This window comes from Synechocystis sp. PCC 7339 (assembly GCF_019924095.1).
In the GTDB taxonomy this organism is placed as follows: Bacteria; Cyanobacteriota; Cyanobacteriia; order Cyanobacteriales; family Microcystaceae; genus Synechocystis.
In genome coordinates this window covers 743,595-770,049 of the sequence record NZ_CP063659.1, presented here as the reverse complement: position 1 = coordinate 770,049, position 26,455 = coordinate 743,595, and the positions used below count along the sequence as shown (strand labels likewise).

The 26,455-nt window shown below is 47.6% G+C and carries 28 protein-coding genes, 1 tRNA gene and 1 pseudogene; 22 read left to right on the top strand and 8 right to left on the bottom strand.

Going from position 1 to position 26,455, the window contains the following annotated elements; translation table 11 throughout:
* Positions 1–170 precede the first annotated feature (170 nt).
* Both IQE94_RS03505 and IQE94_RS03500 read left to right on the top strand, forming a co-directional pair.
* Positions 171–782 (top strand): DUF3782 domain-containing protein, encoded by a 612-nt coding sequence (locus tag IQE94_RS03505; RefSeq protein ID WP_212716183.1) that lies wholly within the window; start codon positions 171–173, stop codon positions 780–782.
* A 102-nt stretch (positions 783–884) separates the two neighbouring features.
* Positions 885–3,905, top strand: a complete 3,021-nt coding sequence (locus IQE94_RS03500; protein WP_223342740.1) for an RNA helicase — start codon at positions 885–887, stop codon at positions 3,903–3,905.
* Between the two features lie 106 nt (positions 3,906–4,011).
* Here the strand turns inward: IQE94_RS03500 and IQE94_RS03495 are convergent, their stop codons facing one another.
* Both IQE94_RS03495 and IQE94_RS18565 read right to left on the bottom strand, forming a co-directional pair.
* The gene (locus tag IQE94_RS03495) at positions 4,012–4,347 is read right to left on the bottom strand and encodes a hypothetical protein (protein ID WP_194016916.1); all 336 of its coding nucleotides are present in this window, start codon (positions 4,345–4,347) and stop codon (positions 4,012–4,014) included.
* Positions 4,348–4,402: 55 nt separating this feature from the next.
* Positions 4,403–4,525, bottom strand: a complete 123-nt coding sequence (locus tag IQE94_RS18565; protein WP_255611349.1) for a hypothetical protein — start codon at positions 4,523–4,525, stop codon at positions 4,403–4,405.
* A 27-nt stretch (positions 4,526–4,552) separates the two neighbouring features.
* On the opposite strand from IQE94_RS18565, the pseudogene ilvD reads away from it, so the two are divergent.
* The 4 genes and pseudogenes from ilvD (at position 4,553) to IQE94_RS03475 (ending at position 10,993) form a co-directional block, all read left to right on the top strand.
* Positions 4,553–6,237 (top strand): annotated as a pseudogene (ilvD, locus tag IQE94_RS03490) (dihydroxy-acid dehydratase).
* A 107-nt stretch (positions 6,238–6,344) separates the two neighbouring features.
* Complete coding sequence (locus tag IQE94_RS03485; RefSeq protein WP_223342739.1) at positions 6,345–7,247, top strand: hypothetical protein; 903 nt, start codon at positions 6,345–6,347, stop codon at positions 7,245–7,247.
* 176 nt (positions 7,248–7,423) lie between these two features.
* Positions 7,424–8,419 (top strand): DNA adenine methylase, encoded by a 996-nt coding sequence (locus IQE94_RS03480; protein WP_223342738.1) that lies wholly within the window; start codon positions 7,424–7,426, stop codon positions 8,417–8,419.
* Positions 8,420–8,575: 156 nt separating this feature from the next.
* The gene (locus IQE94_RS03475) at positions 8,576–10,993 is read left to right on the top strand and encodes a phosphoketolase (protein WP_223342737.1); all 2,418 of its coding nucleotides are present in this window, start codon (positions 8,576–8,578) and stop codon (positions 10,991–10,993) included.
* Positions 10,994–11,117: 124 nt separating this feature from the next.
* On the opposite strand, the gene IQE94_RS03470 is transcribed toward IQE94_RS03475, so the two are convergent.
* Together IQE94_RS03470 and IQE94_RS03465 are read right to left on the bottom strand one after the other, a co-directional pair.
* Complete coding sequence (locus IQE94_RS03470; protein ID WP_223342736.1) at positions 11,118–11,375, bottom strand: hypothetical protein; 258 nt, start codon at positions 11,373–11,375, stop codon at positions 11,118–11,120.
* 77 nt (positions 11,376–11,452) lie between these two features.
* Entirely contained in the window at positions 11,453–11,908 is a 456-nt protein-coding gene (locus IQE94_RS03465) for an SRPBCC family protein (RefSeq protein WP_223342735.1), read from the bottom strand.
* Between the two features lie 192 nt (positions 11,909–12,100).
* Between IQE94_RS03465 and IQE94_RS03460 the strand changes: the two genes are divergently transcribed.
* The 9 genes from IQE94_RS03460 (at position 12,101) to IQE94_RS03420 (ending at position 20,567) form a co-directional block, all read left to right on the top strand.
* Positions 12,101–14,785, top strand: a complete 2,685-nt coding sequence (locus IQE94_RS03460) for an efflux RND transporter permease subunit (protein WP_223342734.1) — start codon at positions 12,101–12,103, stop codon at positions 14,783–14,785.
* Between the two features lie 58 nt (positions 14,786–14,843).
* On the top strand, positions 14,844–15,269 hold the full coding sequence (locus IQE94_RS03455) for a phasin family protein (protein WP_212716170.1): 426 nt from the start codon (positions 14,844–14,846) through the stop codon (positions 15,267–15,269).
* Between the two features lie 64 nt (positions 15,270–15,333).
* A complete protein-coding gene (locus tag IQE94_RS03450; protein ID WP_212716168.1) occupies positions 15,334–15,810 on the top strand; it encodes a hypothetical protein in 477 nt (158 codons plus the stop codon).
* 111 nt (positions 15,811–15,921) lie between these two features.
* Positions 15,922–16,812 (top strand): tRNA pseudouridine(55) synthase TruB, encoded by an 891-nt coding sequence (gene truB / locus IQE94_RS03445; protein WP_212716166.1) that lies wholly within the window; start codon positions 15,922–15,924, stop codon positions 16,810–16,812.
* Between the two features lie 113 nt (positions 16,813–16,925).
* Complete coding sequence (locus IQE94_RS03440) at positions 16,926–17,561, top strand: HAD family hydrolase (RefSeq protein ID WP_223342733.1); 636 nt, start codon at positions 16,926–16,928, stop codon at positions 17,559–17,561.
* A gap of 133 nt (positions 17,562–17,694) precedes the next feature.
* Positions 17,695–17,883 carry a hypothetical protein gene (locus IQE94_RS03435; RefSeq protein WP_223342732.1) on the top strand — a complete coding sequence of 63 codons (189 nt, stop codon included), beginning with the start codon at positions 17,695–17,697 and terminating at the stop codon, positions 17,881–17,883.
* Positions 17,880–18,404, top strand: coding sequence for a hypothetical protein (locus IQE94_RS03430; RefSeq protein WP_223342731.1), 525 nt, complete (start codon positions 17,880–17,882; stop codon positions 18,402–18,404). Before IQE94_RS03435 ends, IQE94_RS03430 begins: the two co-directional genes overlap by 4 nt.
* Positions 18,405–18,470: 66 nt before the next feature.
* On the top strand, positions 18,471–20,429 hold the full coding sequence (gene shc, locus IQE94_RS03425) for a squalene--hopene cyclase (protein ID WP_223342730.1): 1,959 nt from the start codon (positions 18,471–18,473) through the stop codon (positions 20,427–20,429).
* A gap of 64 nt (positions 20,430–20,493) precedes the next feature.
* Positions 20,494–20,567: transfer RNA gene (locus IQE94_RS03420), tRNA-Pro, on the top strand.
* A gap of 31 nt (positions 20,568–20,598) precedes the next feature.
* Here IQE94_RS03420 and IQE94_RS03415 read toward each other — a convergent pair.
* Complete coding sequence (locus IQE94_RS03415; RefSeq protein ID WP_223342729.1) at positions 20,599–20,793, bottom strand: hypothetical protein; 195 nt, start codon at positions 20,791–20,793, stop codon at positions 20,599–20,601.
* Between the two features lie 268 nt (positions 20,794–21,061).
* Between IQE94_RS03415 and IQE94_RS03410 the strand changes: the two genes are divergently transcribed.
* The 7 genes from IQE94_RS03410 to IQE94_RS03380 all read left to right on the top strand — a co-directional run bounded on the left by IQE94_RS03410 (position 21,062) and on the right by IQE94_RS03380 (position 24,422).
* The gene (locus IQE94_RS03410; protein ID WP_223342728.1) at positions 21,062–21,907 is read left to right on the top strand and encodes a hypothetical protein; all 846 of its coding nucleotides are present in this window, start codon (positions 21,062–21,064) and stop codon (positions 21,905–21,907) included.
* A 177-nt stretch (positions 21,908–22,084) separates the two neighbouring features.
* Entirely contained in the window at positions 22,085–22,510 is a 426-nt protein-coding gene (locus tag IQE94_RS03405) for a hypothetical protein (RefSeq protein WP_223342727.1), read from the top strand.
* A 61-nt stretch (positions 22,511–22,571) separates the two neighbouring features.
* Complete coding sequence (locus IQE94_RS03400; protein ID WP_223342726.1) at positions 22,572–22,889, top strand: hypothetical protein; 318 nt, start codon at positions 22,572–22,574, stop codon at positions 22,887–22,889.
* Between the two features lie 115 nt (positions 22,890–23,004).
* A complete protein-coding gene (locus IQE94_RS03395; protein ID WP_223342725.1) occupies positions 23,005–23,412 on the top strand; it encodes a hypothetical protein in 408 nt (135 codons plus the stop codon).
* 96 nt (positions 23,413–23,508) lie between these two features.
* Complete coding sequence (locus IQE94_RS03390; protein ID WP_223342724.1) at positions 23,509–23,961, top strand: helix-turn-helix domain-containing protein; 453 nt, start codon at positions 23,509–23,511, stop codon at positions 23,959–23,961.
* A complete protein-coding gene (locus IQE94_RS03385; RefSeq protein WP_223342723.1) occupies positions 23,958–24,284 on the top strand; it encodes a hypothetical protein in 327 nt (108 codons plus the stop codon). The genes IQE94_RS03390 and IQE94_RS03385 overlap by 4 nt, the downstream gene beginning before the upstream one ends.
* Entirely contained in the window at positions 24,285–24,422 is a 138-nt protein-coding gene (locus IQE94_RS03380) for a hypothetical protein (RefSeq protein WP_212716152.1), read from the top strand. It abuts the gene before it with no gap.
* A gap of 64 nt (positions 24,423–24,486) precedes the next feature.
* Here IQE94_RS03380 and IQE94_RS03375 read toward each other — a convergent pair whose 3' ends face one another.
* The 3 genes from IQE94_RS03375 to arsC all read right to left on the bottom strand — a co-directional run bounded on the left by IQE94_RS03375 (position 24,487) and on the right by arsC (position 26,440).
* On the bottom strand, positions 24,487–25,131 hold the full coding sequence (locus IQE94_RS03375; protein ID WP_212716150.1) for a cofactor assembly of complex C subunit B: 645 nt from the start codon (positions 25,129–25,131) through the stop codon (positions 24,487–24,489).
* Positions 25,132–25,185: 54 nt separating this feature from the next.
* Complete coding sequence (gene rpaB / locus IQE94_RS03370) at positions 25,186–25,917, bottom strand: response regulator transcription factor RpaB (RefSeq protein WP_010873029.1); 732 nt, start codon at positions 25,915–25,917, stop codon at positions 25,186–25,188.
* Positions 25,918–26,044: 127 nt separating this feature from the next.
* Positions 26,045–26,440 carry an arsenate reductase, glutathione/glutaredoxin type gene (gene arsC / locus IQE94_RS03365; protein ID WP_223342722.1) on the bottom strand — a complete coding sequence of 132 codons (396 nt, stop codon included), beginning with the start codon at positions 26,438–26,440 and terminating at the stop codon, positions 26,045–26,047.
* Positions 26,441–26,455 lie beyond the last annotated feature (15 nt).

The following is a 26,455-nucleotide window of genomic DNA, read 5'->3' as shown; positions in this document are numbered from 1 at the left end:
AAACAGAACTCAAATAGTACATAAAAATTAACTGGGAATGAAAGAGATGGTCTTTACTCAGGAGGATGTGGACAATTTTCAGTATTGTGCAACGACAAACAAGAAACGATTAACGTCTCAATCGACCGCCCTTTAAAATGGGGAAAGAGCAAAATATACCCTAGGTGATTATGGCAACAACAGCGGATGAAGTATGGCAATTACTGGGAGAGCTAATCCAAGCTCAGAAAGAGACAGAGCGTCAAATTAAGGAGCAACGGGAGGAGTCCAATCGCCGATTTCAGGAGCAACGAGAAGAAGCTGATCGCCGATTTCAAAAAACAGATCGCCAAATCCGGGAATTAGGTAAACAAATTGGCGGGCTGGGGCAAAAATTTGGCAGTTTTACGGAAGGTTTAGCGTTACCCTCCATGGAAACCATTCTCCGTGAAAAATTTGGCATGGAAGTGGTCACCCCCAGTGTGCGAGTCAGCAAACAGGGCAAACATATTGAACTTGATGTGATGGCCTATGCCAACGGAGAGGTTAAAACGGCCATCATTGTGGAAGTCAAAAGCCATGCTCGCTCAGAATCCATCGGTCAATTAATTAACCATCTCCAGGGTTTTCGAGAATTTTTCCCTGAACACCAAGACAAAAAATTGTATGGCATCCTCGCCGCCGTGGATCTGTCCAATGCGGTCAGAGAAGAGGTACTAAAGGCTGGGTTATACACTGCCCGTATTCGGGATGAAATCTTTGAACTAGATACCCCCGCCACCTTCCAGCCTCGGATTTGGTGATGGCAGTGCTAACAAATTGGCATGGAGAGAAAATACCTAGTTTGAATTGCCCCCAAGATAACCAGATAAAATGGGAACTTAATCACCCTTTTGCCTAAATCTGTGAAAACCTTAGCCTACGCTTCCCCTGCTGATCTGTTTACTTTTCCATTGGACGACTTCCAACAAGAGGCGATCGCCGCCCTGGATCAAGACCAGTCAGTGGTAGTGTGTGCCCCCACAGGTTCCGGTAAAACCGTGGTGGGAGAATACGCCATCTATCGGGCCATTGCCCGAGGAAAAAGGGTTTTTTACACCACCCCCCTCAAAGCTTTATCCAATCAAAAAATTCGGGATTTCCAGGAAAAATTAGAGAAGTTAGGCTTAGAAAATGCTGCACAATTAGTGGGCTTAATTACCGGCGATACTGTGATCAATGCCGATGCTCCAGTGGTGGTAATGACCACGGAAATTTTTAGGAATATGCTCTACGAAACCCCCATTGGGGAAGTGGGGACTTCTTTGGAAGATGTGGAAACGGTGGTGTTTGACGAAGTTCATTACATCAGCGATCGGGGCCGGGGTACCGTATGGGAAGAGTCAATCATCTACTGTCCCAGCACCATTCAACTGGTGGGTTTGTCCGCCACCATTGGTAACCCGGAACAATTGACAGAATGGATTAACCAAGTCCGTACCGGGGTGTCTCTGAAAGTATTACGCCAAGGGGAACAACATAACGATTCTCCCCCCTGTGTATTGGTTAATTCCGATTTTCGTCCGGTGCCCCTCACCTTTCACTACAGCACCCGCAAAGGTTTATTTCCCCTCTTGAACGAGAAAAAAACCGGGGTTAATGCTCGTTTACTACCTAAGGCTGGCAATAAAAATACCCGCTCTGGTAAAAATCGACGGATGCGCCGGGAGGATTGTCCCTATCCCCTGTTAGTGATGCAACAGCTACAGGAAAGGAATTTGCTGCCAGTAATTTATGTAATTTTTAGTCGTCGGGGCTGTGAACAGGCGGCCCAATCCTTAGAAGATTTATCTTTGGTGGAACCGGCGGAACAGGAAAGTATCCAACTGCAACTGCTCGATTTTTTCTTTGGCAAAAATCCCCTACTGCGGCAGAAGTTGGAACGGGATTTGGCGGATGGTTTACCGGATATGGTCCAAGCGGTCATTGCCTATTTGGATTATCCCCAGGGCCGTGAGGCGTCCCAAAAACTATTAACTGCCCTGGCGATTGACCCGGAAGGCATGTTCAAACTCTGGGGCTGGATTGCCCAATCTTCCCCCATGACCAGGCTCGAGCAGATTGAACCCCTTTTACGGGGCATTGCGGTACACCATGCGGGTGTTTTGCCGGATATGAAAACCCTGGTGGAAAAGTTATTTGAGCAGGGCTTGATTAAGGTGGTGTTTGCCACGGCGACCCTATCGGCGGGGATTAATATGCCAGCCCGCACGACAGTGATCTCTGCCCTCTCAAAACGGACCAATGAAGGGCACGCCATGCTTAGTCCTTCGGAATTTTTGCAAATTGCGGGGCGGGCCGGGCGGCGGGGGATGGATATTGAAGGCCATGTGATTACGGTGCAAACTCCCTTTGAAGGAGCGAAAGAGGCATCTTACTTGGCCCTAGCGGAGGCGGAACCGTTAAAAAGTTGGTTTACCCCTTCCTATGGCATGGTGCTGAATTTGTTGCAAAAACATGATTTGGAAGAAGTAAAAAGCTTGCTGGAACGGAGCTTTGCCGAATATTTAGCCCAGTTTGCCCTGGAACCAACCAAAGTGGCGATCGCCGAAACGGTGAAAAAATTATCCCAATTGGATATTAAGTTGGCGGGCATTGGGGAAAAGGATTTACGCAGTTACGAAAAATTCCGGGGACGATTGCGGGAAGAACAAAGATTACTGAAAATCCTAGAGCAACAGGCAGAAAAAGAACGGAAGCAACAGTTAAAGGATCAACTTAAAACCCTGACACCGGGTCAACTTTTATATCTCAAAGGTCGCCACGTCAAAACCCATCAACCTCGTTTAGCGATTATTGTGGCTCCCCTGGCCCCGGCACATAATCTGCCCCAATGGTGTTGCCTAGCCGATGATAACCGTTGGTACCATGTCACCGTGGGGGATATTTACGCAGTGCCCATGGGTAATTTGTCCCCAGCCCAATGGCAGAATTTGACTCCACCCCCGGCAGAATTGTTGGCTCCGGGTAAACCAGTGAAAGGCGATGAGGAGACATTGGCGATCGCCGAGGGATTAGATCCCCAAGCCTATCCCTTGGCCCCGAGCCCAGAATTAGTGGAGCAACAGGCCAGGGTAGACCATGTGGAAACACTGTTGGCGGTTCATCCCCTGGCTAGCCAAAAACATCCCGGAAAACTTTTGGAGCAGTTCCACCAACGGCAAGAATTGCGTAAAACTCTGAGCAAACGACAACAGGAATACGACCGTTTGCAATCCCGTCAGTCCTACTATTGGCAAGAGTTTTTGGACTTGATCGACATTTTGCAGGAAATGGAAGCCCTGGAGGAATACACCCCTACGCTTTTGGGGGAAGTGGCTGCCACCCTGCGGGGGGAAAATGAATTGTGGCTGGGTTTGGCCCTCATTTCCGGTAAGTTCAATGATTTGGAGCCGGAACAATTGGCCGCCGCTGCCAGTGCTCTGATTACGGAAACTCCCCGTTCCGATGCTTGGACTGACTTCAAACCTTCCCCTGCGGTGTTGGCCGCCCTCCGTCCCAGCGATGATTTATTTGGCCTGTTGTTTTGTTTTAAACATCCCCAACCGACCCTCTCTCTCTGGCAGGCCATGACGGTGGCGGATCATTTGCAACGGCTTAACCTCTGGGATCTGCGACGCAAATTGATCAAAGCTCAAAATCAGCGGGCGATCGCCATTCCCCTCTGGTTGGAAGTGGATTTTATGGGTTTGGTGGAACAGTGGGCTTTGGGCATGGAGTGGGAAAATCTTTGTCGTCAAACCAGCTTAGATGAGGGGGATTTAGTCCGACTTTTTCGGCGCACGGTGGATTTACTCTGGCAAATTCCCCAGGTGCCCCACCTTTCCCCCCGACTAAAACGGAATGCTCGCATTGCAGTGCGACAAATGAAGCGTTTTCCCCTCTAGTTAATTGGCGATCGGGAGAATTTTCATTTTCTCGAAAATACATTGCTCACATGGCCGGTGAATGCTGGGCGCCCATAGCTTTTGACTTTTCTTGCAAGACCTGTTTCTATAGGCGACCTTGGCTGGCCAATTTATAGCCAACGGCCATGGAGACAAAAGAAAGCAGAAATTGCCACAGACTAGTGGGATTAAGGATCGCTCGACTGCTAAAAAACACCAGCACCACGCCGATGATAATCGGTATCCAGCCCCAGGATTTTTCCCTGGCGGGCAGAAAAACTAGCATCATCACTCCAGCAATGAGGGCCAAAATTGAGCCATCGGCGGCAATACCCCGCCAAAAGTAGGGATAAACGTTGGTGGTGAAAATGATGTTGTTACCTAGAAAATAGATTCCGGTGCCAATAAGAACTATGCCGATCAGTCTTGCTATTAAGGCCATGGTTCAAGTAAAAATTATCAGAATTTAAATCAAGAAAAATTTTAGTATATTTAGTTTAACTATTGCCATCGACAGTGGAGGCAATGGTAACCCAAGGGAACATCAATGGCTGAAAGTTGACTTTTTGTGGCCAGGCTTGAGCAAAGGGGAATAAACCATCGACAATGGATGGAAGCATAGATTCGCTACGAGACAGGAGATAACAATGTCCAACAATCCCAGAAGCCAGGTAATTACCCAGGGAACCCAACGAAGTCCCAACCGGGCCATGCTCCGGGCCGTTGGTTTTGGCGATGATGACTTTACTAAACCCATTGTGGGCATTGCCAACGGGTACAGCACCATTACCCCCTGCAACATGGGCATCAATGATCTGGCTCTACGGGCCGAGGCCGGCTTACGGACAGCGGGGGCCATGCCCCAATTGTTTGGCACTATCACCATCAGTGACGGTATTTCCATGGGTACGGAAGGGATGAAATATTCCCTAGTTTCCCGGGAAGTGATCGCCGATTCCATCGAAACGGTGTGCAATGGCCAACGCATGGATGGAGTATTGGCGATCGGAGGCTGTGACAAAAATATGCCGGGGGCAATGATTGCCATGGCTCGCCTCAATATTCCGTCTATCTTTGTTTACGGTGGCACCATCAAACCGGGCCATTATGCCGGGGAAGATTTAACGGTGGTCAGTGCCTTTGAAGCGGTGGGCCAGTACAGTGCCGGCAAAATTGATGAGGAAACCCTCTACGGCATCGAACGGAATGCCTGTCCTGGGGCTGGTTCCTGTGGGGGGATGTTCACCGCCAACACCATGTCCTCCGCTTTTGAAGCCATGGGGATGAGCTTGCCCTATTCTTCCACCATGGCCGCAGTGGACGGTGAAAAAGCCGACAGCACCGAGGAGTCCGCCAAGGTTTTGGTGGAAGCAATTAAAAAACAAATTCTACCCAGTCAAATTCTCACCCGCAAAGCTTTTGAAAATGCCATTGCCGTGATTATGGCCGTGGGGGGCTCCACCAATGCTGTACTCCATCTGCTGGCGATCGCCAAGACCATTGGAGTGCCTTTGAGCTTGGACGATTTTGAAACCATCCGCCGCAAAGTCCCTGTACTGTGTGACCTCAAGCCCTCTGGTAAATACGTCACCACTAATCTCCACGATGCCGGTGGCATTCCCCAGGTAATGAAAATATTACTGGTCAATGGCATTCTCCACGGTGATACCTTAACAATCACAGGACAGACCATTGCTGACGTTTTAGCCGATATTCCTGACCAACCCCCGCCAACCAGGACGTAATCCATTCCTGGGACAACCCCGTTTACCAAGAAGGTCACTTGGCGGTGCTCAAAGGTAACTTGGCCACCGAAGGCAGTGTGGCTAAAATCAGCGGCGTTAAAAAGCCCGTGATCACTGGTCCCGCCAAAGTATTTGAGTCGGAGGAAGACTGCCTGGAAGCCATTTTAGCCGGCAAAATCAAAGCAGGAGATGTGGTGGTAGTGCGCTACGAAGGGCCTAAAGGTGGCCCTGGTATGCGGGAAATGCTGGCCCCCACTTCCGCAATCATTGGCGCTGGGCTAGGAGACTCCGTTGGACTGATAACCGATGGCCGCTTTTCTGGCGGCACCTACGGTTTAGTAGTGGGTCACGTTGCCCCCGAAGCTTACGTGGGAGGGGCGATCGCCTTGGTGGAGGAAGGGGATCAAATCACCATCGATGCGGGCAAGCGGCTACTGCAACTCAACGTCAGCGAAGAGGAATTGGCCCAACGCCGGGCCCGGTGGACTCGTCCTGAACCCCGTTACCGCACCGGTATTTTGGGTAAATACGCCAAGCTCGTTGCTTCCAGTAGTGTGGGGGCTGTGACGGATTCTGATTTGTTCTAGAGTTACTTTTAGCTCTCTTGTTGAAATTCATTAAAATTTCAAACAGGGGAGCTCAACTTAATTCACAAATATTATAAATATATTTTTTGGAATTTTGAGGATAAAAAGTGACAAAAGGACATGAAGATCAAGTCATTAGTTGGCTAGAAAAAAACAGAGGAAAAATAATCTTACCTCATATTGGGGTACTAAATAAAATAGAAAGAATCGGAAAATCCAATAGTAATCTTAAAAAAGCGGATGTCCTTTTGAACGATGTTGCAGTTTCATTAAAAGATGTCCAAGGTTCTTTTTTGTATAACAAAGCATCGAGGAGTGATTTATTAAATGTTTTAAATTCTTCAGATATTAATTGGTTTGACCAACAAGTAAAAAACATTCACTTACATAACCAAAAACGCAATGTAAAATGGCAAGAAGGCCTCAAAAAAGAGAGATTTGAACGGCTCTTAAGGATGTTAGTCATGGATATGAATTTAAAAACAGGTATTTCAAAGCATCCTGCTGTGTATTTATTGACTCATCCTAAACAAATAGAAAATATACTTGATATTTGTGTGTACGATTTTGATGAGTTTTTTAAAATATTCGCTGAAAATTGGATAACATTCGCTTTCAAACGTCATTGGCCAGGACAAAACGACAAGTCTGAAAGCTCTCGCGCTAAAAGAATAATGAAGGACCCTGATTGTGCGCCCTGGGTATTGGAAGGGATTTCAGGAGACGGCCCAAAAGCATGGGCGGATGATGCACCGCCAGAAAATGAGAGAAAAACGTGTTTTACTTGTAGCATTGAAATCAAATCTCCTGTAAAAAAATGGGAAACTTTGAGGCAATTTCGTCTGTCTCTGTTGAACAGTGGCTTTTTTGGAGTAGAAAGTTCTAGACTTGAAAAAGTCACCCACGAAGTTTTAAAGAACTTCAATGGTAATTTGGTTCACTCTCAGGAGGATAAAAATTGGACAAAAGTTTTAGAGATAGCGAATCAAGTGCTATCAGACAGTTTATAGAAAATATTATTCATACGGATCAAGGATTCGGTGAACTTCCTTATGCTACACTTAGCAGGTTTGCTGGAGAAATACAGCAAAAATATGGCGTATTACCGAATCCCTTAGATCCAACCTGGGAGCAAGTAATGGAACTTGCGTCAACTTCTCTTATTGATGATCCAGAGGATGTCTGAATGACCCGTTATATTCCCTCACCTCTACGCTATCCAGGAGGAAAACAAAAGGATATTCCCTTACTCGCTGGCATTCTAGAACAATTTGAACGGCATAACGAGATCAAAGAGTATAGAGAGCCATTTCTAGGAGGGGGAAGTATGCTGCTTTATTCTATAGCCAACTTATCAGCAAAAAAGTATTGGGGAAATGATGCATATCCTTTATTAATCGATTTTTGGCAGGAGACTCAAGAAAATGTTGAAGAATTATGTGAATTAATTAAGTCTCTCAAAGAGCCATATCACGGTCCCACTAAAAGAAGCCAAGAGTGGACAGAATTTAGGATTAAATATTTTCAAAAACTTAATAAATTACCAAATGATCGTTTACATAACGCTGCTCGCTTTTTCATCCTAAACCGTAGTACCGCTAGTGGGACAACTGAATCCGGTGGTATGACACCTCTCGCTTACTGCAAAAGATTTACAGACTCCAGCATTGAAAGATTATATAATCTAAAGGGATATTTTAATAGGAATGTAAAATTCACAAATCTTGATTATTCAAAGTTGCTGAGCGGTCGAAAGAAAGGAGTATTTATTTTTCTAGATCCTCCTTATTTGACGGCAGAAAAATCTGCTTTATATGGAGAGTCCGGTAAACTACACAAAGGCTTTGAACATCAGCTACTGGCAGAAAGACTTCGTAAATGTCCTCATAATTGGCTGATGACTATTGATAATTCTCCTGAAATCAATGAATTATACTCGTGGGCAAATATAATTTCATTTTACTGGAAGAAACCCTATAGTATGACAAATATTAATAGTAACAAATCTATAAAAGACAGCGGTAAATTAGAATTGTTGATTTCTAGTTTTGAAATTGATCCTGATGAATTAGCGAATAAAAAACCTAACACTGTTTCGATGGTTTATCAAAACATTAACTCCGAAGATTTAAAATATCTTGATCTTGCAAATAAAAAAGAGATCTTGGTTTCACCTTCGTAATGCTCTGGCGATTGTGCTGGAATACAAAAAATATTCAAAGAGATAAGCCTTGGGTTAAATAATTTGACTTGAGTCATTTCTTTCTTGGGGTTAACGCCAAAATAACTTGTGGGTTCTACCCTGGTAGGGGAATGTACAAATCCGGGAGTTTTTTCCATGGTTACATCCCCCTTTTCCCTTAGTCCCTTTGGTCAGACCCGCTCCACCATCAGTGGCAGTCCCCTTGAGCCGACAGAGCTTAATCAACTGCACGGTTTTTGGCGGGCGGCTAACTATTTGGCGGTGGGCATGATTTATCTCCGGGATAATCCTCTCCTGCGGGAACCCCTCCAACCAGAACAGATCAAATATCGCCTGTTGGGCCACTGGGGTTCTAGTCCCGGTATTAGTTTTCTCTACACCCATCTCAATCGCATTATTAGAAAGTTTAACCAGGATATGCTTTACATGGTGGGGCCTGGCCACGGTGCGCCGGGCTTTTTAGGGCCCTGCTACCTAGAGGGGAGCTATTCTCGCTTTTTTGCTGAGTGTAGTGAAGATGAAGCGGGCATGAAGTGTTTTTTCAAGCAATTTTCCTTCCCCGGCGGCATTGGCAGTCACTGTACCCCCGAAACCCCTGGTTCCATCCATGAGGGAGGAGAACTGGGTTACTGCCTATCCCATGCCTACGGTTCTGCCTTTGATAATCCCAATTTAATTGTGGTGGGTTTGGCTGGGGATGGGGAGTCGGAAACAGGGCCCTTGGCCACTTCCTGGCATTCTAATAAGTTTATTAACCCGATTCGGGATGGGGCGGTGCTCCCTGTGCTCCATCTCAACGGCTACAAGATTAATAACCCAAGCCTACTCAGTCGCATTAGCCATGAAGAGTTGAAAGCCCTGTTTGAAGGTTATGGCTATACTCCCTATTTTGTTGAAGGTTCCGAACCTGAGTCCATGCACCAGGCCATGGCCGCCACATTGGATCATTGCGTAACGGAAATTCACCGTATTCAACAAGAAGCTCGCAGTTCCGGTATTGCCACCCGTCCCCGCTGGCCCATGATTGTGATGCGTACCCCTAAGGGTTGGACTGGCCCTGACTATGTTGATGGCCATAAAGTGGAAGGTTTTTGGCGATCGCACCAAGTGCCCATGGGAGGCATGCACGAAAATCCGGCCCATCTGCAACAGTTGGAAGCTTGGCTACGGAGTTATAAACCGGAAGAATTGTTCGACGACCACGGTACTTTAAAGCCAGAATTTAAGGCGATCGCCCCGGTGGGGGAGAAACGTCTAGGGTCCACTCCCTACGCCAATGGTGGTTTGTTACGACGGGGTCTGAAAATGCCCGACTTTCGCCAATACGGCATTGATGTAGACCAACCAGGAACTATTGAAGCCCCTAACACTGCTCCCCTAGGAGTTTTTCTGCGGGATGTAATGGCCAATAACATGACTAATTTCCGAGTGTTTGGCCCCGATGAAAATAGCTCTAATAAATTGCAGGCGGTGTATGAGGTCAGTAAAAAATTCTGGATCGCCGAATACCTAGAAGAGGACAAGGATGGTGGGGAACTAAGTCCCGATGGTCGGGTGATGGAAATGTTAAGTGAACATACCTTGGAAGGCTGGCTAGAAGCCTATCTTTTAACTGGTCGCCACGGTTTTTTCGCCACCTATGAATCCTTTGCCCATGTGATAACCTCCATGGTCAACCAACACGCCAAATGGTTGGATATTTGTCGACACCTCAACTGGCGGGCGGATATTTCTTCGTTAAATATTTTGATGACGTCCACTGTGTGGCGACAAGACCATAACGGCTTTACCCACCAAGACCCAGGGTTTCTTGATGTCATTCTCAACAAAAGCCCCGATGTGGTGCGGATTTATTTGCCCCCCGATGTTAATTCCCTGCTTTCCGTAGCGGACCATTGCTTGCAGAGTAAAAACTACATCAACATCATCGTTTGTGACAAGCAAGCCCATTTGCAATATCAAGATATGACTTCAGCTATTCGCAATTGCACCAAAGGAGTGGACATTTGGGAATGGGCCAGTAATGACGCTGGTACGGAACCCGATGTGGTGATGGCGGCGGCGGGGGATATTCCCACCAAGGAAGCCCTGGCGGCCACGGCCATGCTGCGGCAATTTTTTCCTGATCTGAGGATTCGTTTTGTCAGTGTTATTGACTTGCTCAAACTACAACCGGAATCTGAACATCCCCATGGCCTGAGCGATCGGGATTTTGACTCCCTCTTTACCACCGATAAACCGATTATTTTTAACTTCCACGCCTATCCCTGGTTAATTCATCGATTGACCTATCGGCGCACTAACCATGGCAATCTCCATGTGCGGGGCTACAAAGAAAAGGGCAACATCAACACCCCCATGGATTTAGCGATTCAAAACCAAATTGACCGTTTCAGCTTGGCCATTGACGTGATCGATCGCCTGCCGCCACTGCGGGTGGCCGGGGCCCATATTAAGGAAATGCTCAAGGACATGAAAATTGATTGCACTAACTATGCCTACGAACACGGTATAGATATGCCGGAAATCGTTAATTGGCGCTGGCCCTTCTAGTTTGAATTAACATCATTAATTTGTCCTAGTCTTTGTCCTCAGAATCTGGCCAGGGCATGGAGTACGCCTCGGGTTCAGCAAAATCTTGACAAAAGCTAGGACAAAATTGGATGGGTCTTACTAATCAACAATCAGTCAAGGTTTCCCCCGACAGTAAGCCAGCATTAATTTTGTTGGTGACCAGTTCCCGGTACATGGCTAATTCCTGGGATAGTAACTCGTACCGGGGCTTGGAATGGAGTGCCCAGGCCTTAATATTAAATTCTTCTTCCTTGGTGACCACACCGTTGGCCACTGCTTGCTCTATCAGGCCACGCAAATGTTCTAATTCCTGGATTTCTTCCGCAGTCAATTGCTGGGGATTAGGACCTTCTACTTTCACTCTCAACCTCCTACTCATCGCCATTGGTTATTTCTTCCAGCTTAGCCCAGGATTTTAATAGGGAAACTGCCCGAAAATTAACTATGTAGGCCACTGTTGATATATTCCCTTTCCGCTACCTGTTTTAACCGTCGCAGTTGGGCTTGCATATCCGCGCTGGTCCAGCGGGCCGCAAACATTTGAAAGCCCCATTGCACAATGGGATTCGGTACAGTGAACTCGAATCGGTTTAGCAAATAGGTGCCTTCCTCCAGGGGGCGACATTCCCAACGGTCTTGTCCTTGGAAAAATCCTTTAAACTGCCACACCACTAGCCCTGGCGATCGTTCCACCACTACACTTTTCAGGCTGGGCTTGAGCAGGGGAATTTGGATGATAAAACGACTACGGCCACCGATCGCCGTGGACCATTGACCGATGGGTTCACAGCGGAGGGCCGGGTTGAGCCAGAGTTGCATCAGCTCCAAATCAGTAAAACACTGTTCTACCACTGTGGCACTGGCGTTAATTTCAATGCCTTGCTCAAAAATCACAAAAATCTACTAAAAAGCTGGTTCAAAGTGGGGACTAGTTTACCTTTTGGGGATGTTAACAGATTTCCAGGGGTCTTAACTGGCTCAACCATTAGGAGGGATTGCCCTGGGCCATGTTCTGCTAGATTAGCCGAGGTGTGGATCAATCCATTTTTAACCAATCCCACCCCAAAGAATTTAGGAATTCCCTCGATGCAGTCCCCCCGTGCTCCCCGCTGGAATCTTTCCCATTGGGCCATTGACCACCCCCGTTTCACCATCGGTTTTTGGCTGGCGATCGCCGTGGCGGGGCTATTGGCCTTCAGCTCCCTCAAATATGCCCTGTTCCCGGAAGTGAGTTTTCCAGTGGTGATTGTCCAGAGCAGTGGCTCGGGCTTGGACTTGATCCAAACGGAGCAGAAGTTGACCATTCCCCTGGAGGAAAAACTAATCACCATTGCCGATGCAGATGTGCAATTGTCCACCTACCCAGGGCAAACAGTGGCATCGGTGATTTTTTTAATGGGGCAATCCCTGGAACAGGCCACCACTGCAGTGGAGCAATCTTTACAGGGGTTAACTCTACCGGCGGGCAGTGAAATTACCGTTTCTCCTTATAACTTGAACGAATCGGTGGCGGTGACCTATGCGGTGGCGTCCGAGACCTTATCCCTAGAGGAAATGGCGGAGCCGTTGCGGCAGGAGATCATACCCAAGCTGCAGAACATTGATGGGGTACTGCGGGTGGACTTACTAGGGGATGCTAACTTTCGATCTCCCGGGGTCAAGGCATCGGCTCAACAAACCATCAATCCCCCCACGTTGACTCGTCATAACGGCCAGGATGTGTTGGCGGTGCAGGTGGTAAAAACAGCCCAGGCCAATACCCTGGAGGTGGTGAACCGGGTGGAACAATTGATTGCGGAGCAGGCCCCTAGTTTGCCTCAGTTACAATTCATCGAAGCAGAAACTACAGCAGGTTATATCCGGGAAGCAACCCAGGCCACCATTGAAGCCCTGTTGGGGTCCATCGTCTTGGCGGTGTTGATTATTTATCCATTTCTCCGTAGCGGCTGGGCCACTTTGATTTCGGCGATCGCCATTCCTCTTTCCTTGTTGGGCACTTTCATCGTGATGGCGGCGTTGGATTTTAACCTAGAAACCTTGACCCTGCTAGCGTTAGCTTTAATTATCGGCATTGTGGTGGACGATGCCATTGTGGATGTGGAAAATATTTCTCGGCACATTGAAGCGGGGGAACCGCCCAAGCGGGCCGCCAAAAATGGCACCGAAGAAATTGGCTTGACCGTATCTGCTACTACTTTCTCCATTGTGGTGGTGTTTTTACCCATTGCCTTGTTGGGGGGAACTTTAGGGGAATTTTTCTTGCCCTTTGCCGTCACCGTGTCCGCCGCTGTGATGGTCTCCCTGCTGGTGGCCCGCACCCTTTCCCCAGTGCTGACAGTGTTGTGGCTACGGCCTCAACCCCAACGATCCGCTTCTTGGTTCAGTTGGGGTTTGGATCTCCTCGGCGATCGTTACCAACAGGTTTTAGCTTGGTCTTTGGGACACCGTTGGTGGATTGTGGCCTTGGCCTTAGCCAGTTTGATGGGGGGCTTGGCCATTATTCCCCTCATTCCCCAGGGTTTTATTCCTAGCCTGGACCGGGGCGAATTTAACGTCATTTTCCAGTCTGCTCCCCCCAAAATTGCCGGGGCCTTGTCTGCTCCCCCCAGTGGTAATAACAGCAGTAACAGTAATGGCGGAGGCACTGGCGGAGCCTTTGGCTGGATTGATCAACTGGCCACCAATCCTGAAGCGGTGCTATTGCGACGAGGCCGGCGGGTGGCAGAAGAGTTAGAACCCCCTATTTTGGCCAATCCGACTGTGACAGAAACGTTCACCGTGGTGGGTACCCAGGGCAATCCCCTCCAGGGCAAAATCTATGTCAAGCTGGACGGCGATCGCCAAGTGACCACCCAAACGGTGCAAACGGAAGTACGGGAAGCGCTGCCAGCAATTCCCCGGGTAATCACCAGGGTAGAAAATATCCTCTTTGTACAAACGGGGGACGATACCCCCCTCAAATTGGCTTTACTGGGAAATGATTTAGAGGTATTGCAAACCACAGGGAAAGCTCTGGAGGAAAAGGTGATGGCTTTGCCCGGTTTAACCCAAATCAGCCTCACCGGGGCGGAACCTGACAGTACGGGGATTTTACGTCTCCGGGGGCAGAGAGTCGTCTATCTCAGTGCCTCTTTACTACCCAATTACGCCCTTGGGGATCTCACCCAACAGGTAACGGCGATCGCCGAGGGATTATTGCCTCCAGGAGTGGAACTGAGTGTCCAGGGGGAATCGGCCCGGGTCGGATCGGTGTTTCGGGAATTTGCCCTCGCCTTTTTGCTTTCCTTGCTGGGGATGGCGGTCATTTTTCTGGGGCTATTCCGCCGTTTACTAGAACCCATGGTGGTGTTACTTTCCTTGCCCCTATCCATTGTTGGAGCCATGGTAGGACTGCTGGTCACCCAGAGCGAATTTGGCATGATTTCCCTCATTGGCTTAATTTTCCTTCTAGGTCTTTTGGATAAAAACGCCATTCTCCTGATTGACTATGCCAACCAACTACGGCATCAGGGTTTATCCCGCCAGGAAGCTCTGTTGCAAACGGGCCATATTCGTCTGCGGCCCATCTTGATGACCACCAGTTCCACCATTTTGGGCATGCTCCCCCTGGCGCTAGGATGGGGGGCCGGGGCGGAACTCAGGCAACCCATGGCGATCGCCATCATTGGGGGCCTATTCACCTCCTCTGTACTAAGTCTGGTGGTGGTGCCCGTTTTGTACAGTCTGTTGGATGATATTTGGGGACAGTTAGCTAAGTTGGAAAAATCCTGATTGTGCTTCCCTGGTAACATTTCCCCTCGCCTAGCCATTGGCAGACGGGAATGCCAAAATGAAGACAACGTTGTTTTCGGTAAGAATTATTATGTTGCGGGACTTAGTGCAAAAAGCAGTCTATTTAGGGGTTGGCATTGCTTCCTATGCCGCCGAAACAGCCAATAGTAACATCAAAGAATTGGGCAACCATGCCCAGAAGTTGGTGGATACCCTGGTGGAAAGGGGAGAAATGAATGCAGAAGAAGCCCGTCGCTATGTGGATGATTTGATTCGGGAAGCCCAAGGAGAGGCGATCGCCCATGGGGAAGGGGAAAATAAACAGCCTCGACGCATTGAAATCATTACCGATGAAGAGGAAGCCAACGCCGATCCCCTGGCCCAAAAAACTCCCGCCCAGACCCAAACGGAGGACGTGGAAGCCCTGCGGCGTCAGGTGGCAGCCCTGCAGGCAGAATTGCAACGTTTGAACCGTCAACCCTAACGGGAGGGCAAACCATCCCCCAAAAGTTGTCAACACTGCAAACAGTAAAAATAGCAAAACAGTTATGGAAGATTGGGAGAAAAACCTCTGGTTGGCGGTGGAAACCTTGACCACAGCGGTGGAGACCTGGGTGGAAGACGTGGAGACCGCCCTAGGGGAAGTGGCCGAAACCATCGAAGCGGAATTGGGCACTGAGTTGCACTGGTTCTGGGAGGAATGGTCAGCCTTCTGGGAGGATTTATCCGACTTGGACGGGGACTTAACCGACCTAGGGGAATTTGGCGATCGCCAGGGCCGGGAAGGGCGTAACAATCGAACGGATGATCGAGGCTATTCGTCCATGGTGCCCTGGTCTTCCCCGGATGGGGACATGGGTCTCAATCCCCATCTACCGGCCAATGCCAATCATCAACCCGCTTGCCAAGGTTGTCAGCACTACCATGGCTATGTGTACAACGGGCAACTGTTGGTGTGTGCCATGCATCCCTACGGCTGGGAAACAGAACAATGCCCAGACTGGCAAGGCCCCAATCCCAATTAATGGTTTTTGCTCACATCCGACAAATATTTTCAACGGCCAGGGCAGGTGATCGCCAAAGGGAACTGCTAAGGTTTTTGGTGGCCGTCCATTAACTCCAGCAATTTTTCCCCTATGTTTGGTTTCCTCAATCTCCATAAACCTCTGCACCTCACTTCCCATGATTGTGTGGCCAAGGTGCGTCGTCTATTAAGGCAAAAACGGGTGGGTCACGGAGGAACCCTAGATCCTTTGGCAGAGGGAGTATTGCCCATGGCGGTGGGGTCGGCTACCCGTTTACTGCCCTACTTACCTGGGGAAAAGCAATATCAAGCCGTTATTCGTTTTGGGGTGCGTACCGACAGTGACGATCTCGCGGGGGAAGTGCTGGAAAGTCAAATTGTTGCGGATTTAACCTTAGCCGCCGTTGAACAGCTTTTACCGACTTTTTTGGGGCAAATTGAGCAAATCCCCCCCCAATACAGCGCTATTCAGGTTAATGGTAAGCGGTTATATGAATTGGCCAGGGCCGGCATTACCCAAGCAGTACCCAGTCGCATGGTGACTATTAATGATTTAAAAGTGCTCGGTTGGCGATCGGGGAATCAGCCGGAATTAGATTTACAAGTTACCTGTGGGGAAGGAACCTATATTCGAGCTTTGGCAAGGGACCTTGGCGATCGCCTGGGAACGGGGGCAACATTGGCGAGCTTGGTGCGGCAGGGCAGTGGTGGCATGGCCCTAGGCAACAGCGTTGGTTTAACCGCTTTAGAAAAAATCGTTGAGGCGGGAGAGTCCATTCCCCTCATTCCGCCCCAGGAGGCATTGAGCCATTTACCCACAGTTCGCCTAAATACCGAGTTGGAAAAAAGATGGTTTCATGGGCAAAGATTGCTTCTGCCCGATCTTCCCGTTGGGACAGCATTGATCATCTCGGAGCTAGACCCGGTAAAATGCTTGGGCGTTGCCGTTGTGACCCCAGAAGACCATGGCACAGTGCTACGGCCCAAAGTTGTGCTGCATTAGAATTATTACCACTAGCTTTGGGGCTCATTCCTTCCCGAATAAATTTTGGTTAAAAACTTGTCAAATTTACTTTTTAAATAATCAAATAATTGTTAATGTAATCATCCCTAACTATGGCTAACGAAAAAATTATTGTTTTCGACCTAGATGGAGTATTAGTCAACTCCGAAGAAGCCAACTACCAAGCCTTTGCTTATGGCATTGAACAACTGGGTTTACCTCGGCCTGATCGCCAAGCAGTAATTTCCCTTGTGGGACTGAAAGCTTCCCTGATGCTGGAAAAATTAGGCTGCCCCAAGGAAAAAGTAGAAAGCATTTTTAAAGATTTTGTCCAACCCTTTTACATTGAAAATTTAGCCACACTAGCTGCCCCCATGCCCAAAGCAGTAACGGTTTTGGCCACTTTACAGGAGCGGGGTTATCGCATTTTAGCCTGTACCTCCGGCGATCGCCGTACCCAAACAGCCGCTTTACAAGGAGTCGGTCTATGGTCAGCCATTGAAACCATGCTGGCGGCGGATGATTCCCCATTTGCTAAGCCCGATCCCCGTTACCTGCAACAATTGCTCGCTCCCCATGATTATCAAACCCTTTTGCACGTAGAAGATGCGGAAGTAGGCATTCGCATGGGGCAAGCTTGTGGCGCAGTGAGCATTTTTGCCGAGTATGGCTATGGCTCCCTACCAGCGGATTTGCCAGTGGATTATCGTCTTACCCAACTGGCCGATATTTTGGCGATCGCCCTTTAGAATTATCTTGACGATCAATGTTCAGAATGTAAGGATTAAACTTTAATTACTTCTCCACACTCCAATGCAAAACAGGTTAAAATTAGCCAATTTAGTAGATTCACAGTTCCTCTTCTTCGATATAGCCCGGTGAATGAAAGATGACATTAAACAAGTCAATGACGTTGCCAAAGAATTTAATATGACCAAAGTTCAACGTAAAGAATCTGGACGATTTTTAGAGAGACAAAAAGAACTGAATTTGGGCGGCACAAAAAATGAAAGAGGCGACTTTACTTATCAAGAATTACAACAACAAGCGAAACAATTTTTAAAATCATGAATCCATTGAATTTGTCGTCAACAGCCAAACCCGAAGTAGGAATCACCAAGGACTATTTTTATAGTCTAATCCAGTCTATTTATGGTCAAACTTGTTGGCAGATTCGTTTAGGCTACGGACAAGAACTATGTTTAGAAATTGGCAAGAAAATTCCTTATCATTCTCCGGCTCTGAGTGGTGAATTTAAAGGGGAATGGCAACTTGGCACCAGAGCTTCGGACTGGGCAATTTACAGAAAAAAATATTCTGCTACTACAAACTCTGACTCATTGATAAAATCATCTGATTATGAAAAATCAATCAAACAGAAAATCACCAAAATAAGTGGACAAAAAATCCATAAAATAGAAATTGTTGACTTTTTATATTTGTTCGATTTTGGATTGTACAATTTGATAATTCCCGATCAGAAAACCGCAGATGACTTGCCACTTTGGGAATTATTTATGCCAAATAACCAAATTTTGGAGGTATATCCCAACCTAGAATTTCAACTCCATTCCCAAGATGAAATTGCCTGAGAGCAAGCTGTTCTAGTTGCCCAATCCATCTGCTATCTTTGTAAAGAAAAATTTACAACTTTCTCCATGGTTATCGCCCCTTCCCCCTCCATCCCCTGTCCCAGCACCGAACAAGTGCGTCAGGCGATCGCCGCTAGTCGGGACTTCTTGCTGTCGGAACAATACCCGGATGGTTACTGGTGGTCTGAGTTGGAATCTAACGTTACCATCACGGCGGAAGTGGTCATACTACATAAAATTTGGGGCACAGCAGCCCAAAGACCCCTGGAGAAGGCGAAAAGTTATTTGCTCCAACAACAACGGGACCATGGTGGTTGGGAACTGTACTATGGCGATGGCGGTGAACTGAGCACCAGTGTGGAGGCCTACACAGCCCTGCGGATTTTGGGGGTTCCAGCCACGGATCCAGCCTTGGTCAAAGCAAAAAATTTCATTGTTGGCCGGGGTGGCATTAGCAAATCCCGCATTTTCACCAAAATGCACCTGGCCTTAATTGGTTGCTATGACTGGCGGGGCACCCCTTCCATTCCCCCCTGGGTAATGCTTTTGCCCAATAATTTTTTCTTTAATATTTACGAAATGTCCAGTTGGGCCCGCTCCAGTACGGTGCCTTTGATGATTGTCTGTGACCAAAAGCCGGTGTACAACATTGCCCAAGGCCTACGGGTGGATGAACTATATTCAGAAGGGATAGAAAATGTCCAGTACAAATTGCCGGAGAGTGGCACTATTTGGGATATTTTCATCGGTTTAGATAGCCTCTTTAAGTTACAAGAACAAGCTCAAGTGGTGCCCTTCCGGGAACAGGGTTTGGCCCTGGCGGAAAAGTGGATTTTAGAACGGCAAGAAGTGAGTGGGGATTGGGGCGGCATTATCCCGGCGATGCTCAATTCCCTGTTGGCGTTGAAAGTACTGGGTTACGATCTCCATGATCCCTATGTACAGCGGGGCATAGCGGCGATCGACAATTTTGCGGTGGAGACGGAAGATAGCTACTCCATTCAAGCCTGTGTTTCCCTGGTGTGGGATACGGCCTGGGTTGTACGGGCCCTGGCAGAAGCTGATTTGGGCAAGGATGATCCCGCCTTAGTTAAAGCGGGGCACTGGTTGCTGGATAAGCAAATTCTCACCTATGGCGATTGGCAAATCAAAAATTCCCAGGGTAAACCAGGGGCCTGGGCCTTTGAGTTTGATAATAATTTCTACCCTGATATCGACGACACCTGCGTAGTGATGATGGCTTTACAGGGTATTACCCTCCCTGATGAGGACAGAAAACAGGGAGCAATTAATAAAGCTTTGCAATGGGTAGCCACCATGCAGTGCAAAACTGGGGGCTGGGCCGCCTTTGATATTGACAATGACCAAGACTGGCTTAATCAATTGCCCTACGGGGATTTGAAGGCCATGATTGACCCCAGCACCGCCGACATTACCGCCCGGGTGATTGAAATGCTTGGGGCCTGTGGTTTGACCATGGACTCCCGACGGCTAGAACAGGGTTTGGCCTATTTACTCCAAGAACAGGAACAGGATGGCAGTTGGTTTGGCCGCTGGGGGGTGAATTATCTCTATGGCACCAGTGGAGCCCTATCTGCTCTGGCTATTTATGACGCCCAACGTTTTGCCCCCCAAATTAAAACGGCGATCGCCTGGTTATTGAGCTGTCAAAACGCAGATGGAGGTTGGGGAGAAACCTGTGAAAGCTATAAAAATAAGCAGTTAAAGGGCAAAGGCAACAGCACTGCGTCCCAAACGGCCTGGGCTTTAATTGGTTTGTTAGATGCGGCCAAAGAATTGCTGGATTTGCAAAAGGATAACGATCTAATCAGGGCGATCGAGGGGGGCGTGGCTTTTCTCGTCCAGGGACAAACCGCCAAGGGCACCTGGGAAGAGGCAGAATTTACCGGCACCGGCTTCCCTTGCCATTTTTATATCCGCTATCACTACTACCGCCAATATTTTCCCCTCATTGCCTTAGCTCGCTACAGTCATTTGCCCACACCAGCAGAAACCCTAGGGTGATATCCGCCCAACCACCCCCTGGCGATCTGGGGAAATCTGTCCTAAGATTGGAGGGGTTAAGCTACGGGATGTAGCGCAGCTTGGTAGCGCGCCTGCTTTGGGAGCAGGATGTCGCAGGTTCAAATCCTGTCATCCCGATTTAATAATTCGGTACAAGTTTAATGAAGTTTCACAGAATATCCTGACGTTTTTTAAGCAGGAAGACGATCGCCAGATGGAAAAATCCCTGGAGCAGGAGAACTTGCCAATTAACCAATAGATTGCCCCAACTGGGGTCGTAAACGGGATTAGCTTTAAAAGCAGATTCCAGAACAGTGCCATCGGGGAAGACAGTCGGTTCTGGTACAAGACCATTGATGTTCAATAATGTGCCATAGGAGCAAATGGACTAATGACCGACCGTCAACTAAGAAAGATACTGACTCACCCAGACGAGAAGAGTCTATTGCAATAAATACTTACTCATATAAGATCGTCAAATCGGCTCGAGGAAATGGTGGGAGAAAAATCAGGAATTTTCGGATAGCCTTAGGGTCGAAGTTTTTCGACAGTAGATAAGGGACGGTGAATGGTCAGCCTAGCCTTTGAGCATTGTCTATAATCCATAAAAAAAATTGAGGAACTCTGAATCCGTGAATTGTAAATCCTATAAAAATCTATATTCCTGGGGAACTTTAACATCGTTGGTTTTGGCCCAGTTTTTGGTTGGTTTGACTCCAATCCCAGCACGCTCTGAGACAACAACGAGGCTTGATGGCCGTTGCAAGCTTAGCAGTGGGAATAACCAAAATTTTGACGGTCATTGCACCATTAAGCAAAAACAGCGGGACAACACCACAGTGGTAGTCGTGAAGATGGACAATGGTACTGATTTTCGTTTTTATGGTCCCAACAAACAAGCCCTACAGGTGGAAACCTTCGACGGGATTCATAATGTCCAGTATCAGGAAAATGGTGGCAAAGAGCTCTTTTCTTGGGATGAATTTGGCGATCGCCAAAGACTGGCAATCGTACTGGATACCCAAAGGCCCACTGATGTGTCCCATAACGACCCAGCCCCTCAACAGAATGATTTGGGGGCCATTATCGGTGCCGGAGTCGGAGCACTGATTGGTGGCTTAATTTCCGGGGGAGGCTCCAACCAAAGTTCTGCGTCCAATAGCAATAACAGTTCTACCTCCGGTAACCCCTACGATGGTAAAGGTTTCTCGGCAACGGCCTCTTTTCGTTGTTCCGTGGGTAACGACAGCCACAACCAGTCCTGTCCTGGGGGGATAATGCGCAAAGGTAATGGTAACGCTTCTGTGACGGTACGCTATCCCAACGGCAATGAAGTTCAGTATGACTTCAAGAATGGCAATGTTACCACCACTTTTGGAGGAGACTTAGATTGGGGTAAAGATGGCGATGAATGGTATATCGGCATTGACCGTAACCTCTTTATTATCATCCCCGATGCTGCTATTTATGGCGGCTAATTGAGTCCATCCCATATTTAAGACCCCTCTCGTCCTCCTCTTGCTAAGGGGAGGTGCCTGAACTTGTAAAGGCGGTGGGTTACATAGCAAGCTCGCCTGGTATATGACTAATTCACCGTTTCTTGCTTGATTTTGTTTCAGTTTCACAACTTTTTACTCAATTCCAGAGTTAAACTTATGATCAAAAAAACTGCCCTAGTCGCCGCTGCAATCCTAGGCTTAACCGTAGGCATTGTCGGCAATTCGGTCAATCCAGTGCTTGCCGATCAAATTCGCCAAGAGCAGATCCGCTTTCAGCCCGGCAAAAGTTCCGCCGTTATCAATGGAACTGTTAAAGGTAGCGAAACAGTGGATTATGTCATCAATGTCAAAAAAGGACAGACGATGAATGTCAGCATGACCAGTAACAATAGCTCTAATTATTTCAATATTTTGGAGCCTGGTCAGGAAAATGAAGCGATTTTTGTTGGCTCCACCTCTGGCAATCAATTTGAACAGGTGCTTAAGAAAAGTGGTAATTACAAAATCCGAGTCTATTTAATGCGGAATGCTGCCCGCAGGAATGAAACTGGCAAATATCGCCTTGAAACCATTGTCAATTAAGTAAAGTTGTCTCTTCACCTCAACTTTTTTCATTTATCTTTTCAAGCAAGGAAATTAAAAAATGCGTAAATTAATGGCTGTGGCGGTTTTAGTTGTCGGTTCGACTTTATCGATGACGTTGCCTGCAGATGCCGCCAATCAATCCAAAATGCTCTATACTTGCAAGAATTTAGCCTCTAAGGAATACGGTACCCAACAAAAGAATGTCCAGGTGAAATATGAAGGTCAGCGCTCTGATGGAACCCATGCTGTCAATGGAACCTACGAAACATCGACCATGATTAATACCTTCCAGTGTTCCTTTAACCGGGCTGATACTGTCGTGGTTAACTTTGTCAAAAATACGCCCTATTCCAAAGTAGATGAAGGAGCCCTTTAGCCTAGCATTAGAGCTACCAGTAGCAAACATCAAACATAGTTAAGTGATAGATCGAAGACTGTCGTGTTTTTCAAGTAAGACTACAGTCTTTTTTTTGCTGGTATAATCAGCGACCATGGCTAATTTTTCTCCCTCCATTGTTGTCAATCATTTTGCTGACATAGAGTCTTTAGAAATTGAGTACTCCAGTTTCTCAGGATTTCGGATGGTACAGTTGGAAAAAGGGCCATTCGATTGCCACATTTATCGACTTATTTTGGACGAAGCTATTTTTGAGTTTCGTCATCTTAATACTCCCCTAAGGGTTTGGGGAGAGAAATCGGCAGAAAATTTGACTTTTGAATTGGTAATTTCTCCTATTTATGGCAGCTATCTTTCCCATGGTTTTAATATTACCAGCGGTACTCTTTATGGTTTTGATAGTGGACGTGGCATCGATTTAAGGCTGCCTAAAAATACTTTGATGGGCACATTAATCGTCAAAAAAGCAATTTTTGAGGAATGCTTAAATGCCGTGGAGTGAGTTGATATTGACCAGCGGCTACTGAGTCAGAATTATGTCCAACTTGGTGCTAATTTTGGGATTTTGCAGTCCTATTTACTGCAGCTTTATCATCTAGTGAAAAACCAAAACGGTTTCCTCGATCAGGTAACCATTAGCAAAATACTGTTAGAAGACTATCTTCCTTTGATAATTTCTGCCATACCATCGTCAGAGGACAATTATCAACAATCGTTAAAATATCTGCGCCGCTGGTCGTTGGTGGAAGAAGTGGAGTCCTATTTACTGAATAATTTAGCTCAACCTATAACCCTTAAAGAACTTTGTGACAGGTTTTACACAACCAAAAGTCCCTTGACCTCTGCCTTCCAAGAAATGCTCGGCATGAGTCCTTTAGCTTATCTAAAAGTGCTCAGACTCCATGCTATCCATCGGGTGTTAAAATCTGCAGACCCCGACACCACCATCGTCTCATTAATGCACAAATTTGGTTTTTGGCATGCGGGGCGGTTTAGCTTGGACTATAAAAAATTATTCGGGGAATCCCCGTCAGAAACCCTGAAAAAATGACTGCTACTAACGTTCCTAAAAAATCTATTTTTGCCTGGATTCTCTACGATATTGGTACATCGGGCTATATTTTCTTAGTACCTGGCATCGCCTACGCCATTTTTTTTCGGCAAACAGTGTGTGGTGGTGGCCCAGAATGTGATGCTCAGTGGGGGTCTTTAGTTTCCCTAACTCTAGTTATTTCAGGACTACTAGCACCTTTATTGGGGGCGATCGCCGATTTAGGGAGAGTGCGCCATCAATTATTTGTGGTGACGACCCTACTGTGTAGCCTGGGCTGCCTGGGTTTAGTAACAGTACAACCGGAGGCGATCGCCTGGTAAATGGTAGCTTTTGCCCTGAGCCAAAGTGGTTATCTGTTGGCGACGGGTTTGTATGATGCTTATTTACTGCAACTGGGCACTGCTAGCACCATTGCCAAACTCTCCGGCTGGCCTAGGGGGAGATTATTTGTTATCTGATTTCCCCCAAAATTTGGAGGGTCAGGTGGCCTTCTCAAATACGTTCTCAGAGTTTACAGATTACTTAAACTGAAACTATTGCTAAGCTATGGGCAACTTTATCCGCAATACCTGTAACCCAATTTTCGTCCTGCTTAGTGTAACTGCGGGGGATATTTGCCCCTAAAATCATTGCGCCCCGATCGCCGAGGGGCTGACAAATTAAACCCTGGGTATTGGCTGGTAAATAATCAAATTCCACCCGACCGGGGTAGAGGGGTAAGTTAACTAAATAAACTGGCTTTTGGGTTTTCATTACCCGTTCCACAATGGGCCCCGGTTTGACCTCTTTTTGTCCACTTAAAATGCCCCGGCGCAGTAGCACTTGGCGATCATAATAGACCACCATGGTTTGGGTAACCGTATTGGTCAGTAATAAATGGGAAGCCCAGGCTAACTCTGTTTGCAAATCCTGGGGCAGACTGTCCAGTAAATCAAAACCCTCCTTGCCTTCTAGCACCACCGCTTCCGGGGACTTGGGCTGAATCCGTTGCCAAATTAGCCAGACACACACCAGCATCCCCGCCAAAATTACCCCCACCACATCGGAACGGGCTTGAGAAGGGTTTAACATGGGGGTGGAAAGGCGGTTAATTAGCAATAACAGTCCCCCGAGACTGCCCGCCCCAAGGGGTAATAAACGAACAATACGATTGGGATCTGCACTCATGGTGGCAATTAACTGGCAATGGGCTGAAAATATTCCTCGGTAAATCCCTAGGAATTACGGTTCTTCCCCCGGTTCCAGAATGCGTTGGAATAGGTAACCGGTGCCCCGGGCAGTAAGAATTAATTCGGGATTGCTGGGGTCTTCCTCTAGTTTGGCCCGCAGGCGGGAAATATGCACGTCCACCACCCTGGTATCCACATGGCGTTCGGGGGTGTAGCCCCACACTTCCTGGAGAATTTCCGAACGGGAAAAGGGCTCTCCGGAGCGACTCACCAACAATTCCAACAGGCTAAATTCCATCCCTGTTAGGCGGATGCGCTCATCCCCTTTATACACTTGACGCTTGTTGGTATCAATGCGAATGGTGGCAATTTGCAACACGCCCGAACTGGGAATGCCCGGCATACCGTTTTTGTCCACCCGCCGTAGCACGGACCGGATTCTAGCTTCCAATTCCTTGGGGGAAAAGGGCTTCACCACATAATCATCGGCCCCCAGTTCCAAACCGGTAATGCGATCGGCCACATCCCCCAGGGCGGTCAGCATAATAATGGGAATGTCCGATTCTTTACGTAGTTCTTGGCAAACGCCGTAGCCGTCCAGCTTGGGCATCATCACATCCAACACCACCAAATCGGGGTCGCTCTCATGGAAAGTGGCGATCGCCTCTTCGCCGTCGGCCGCCGTCACCACTTCATAGCCAATCATGGATAAACGAGTTTCCAGTATGCGTCGGATGCTGGCCTCGTCATCGACCACCAATATTCTTTCTTTATTGGTTTCCAAGATCCACAACCCTCCTTTGGTTAATTTGTATAACGATTAGTGAAGTTTCGTGGCAAAAAGCCATTTCCCTAAGCATATAGCCAAATTGAGGGTTTCGTATCGTCCGTATCAGTGGGAATGGGATCGATCAGGCAATTTTGGTAATCAAGTTCTCCACCCGTTCCTTAATTTGTCCCCGCACGGTGCGGAAAACTTCTAAGGATTGGCCGTCGGGGTCTTCCAGTTGCCAATCTTCAAAAATTTCCTGGGTCACCCACTCCGGTGGCAAATTTACTCCACAGCCACAGAGGGAAATGACCACGTCGTAATCGTCGGCGTTGAAGTTTTCGATGGGGTCAGAGGTTTGGTCGCTGATGTCTATGCCCACTTCGGTCATCATTTCAATGGCGGTGGGATGGACTCGGGAAGATTCCAGACCGCAACTAGTGAAGGATATTTTGCCTGCCCCTAGGGTTTTAGCAAAGCCCTCTGCCATCTGGGAGCGGCAGGAATTACGTTTGCAAACGAACATGACTTTTTTCATAGTTTTAGCCTTTTG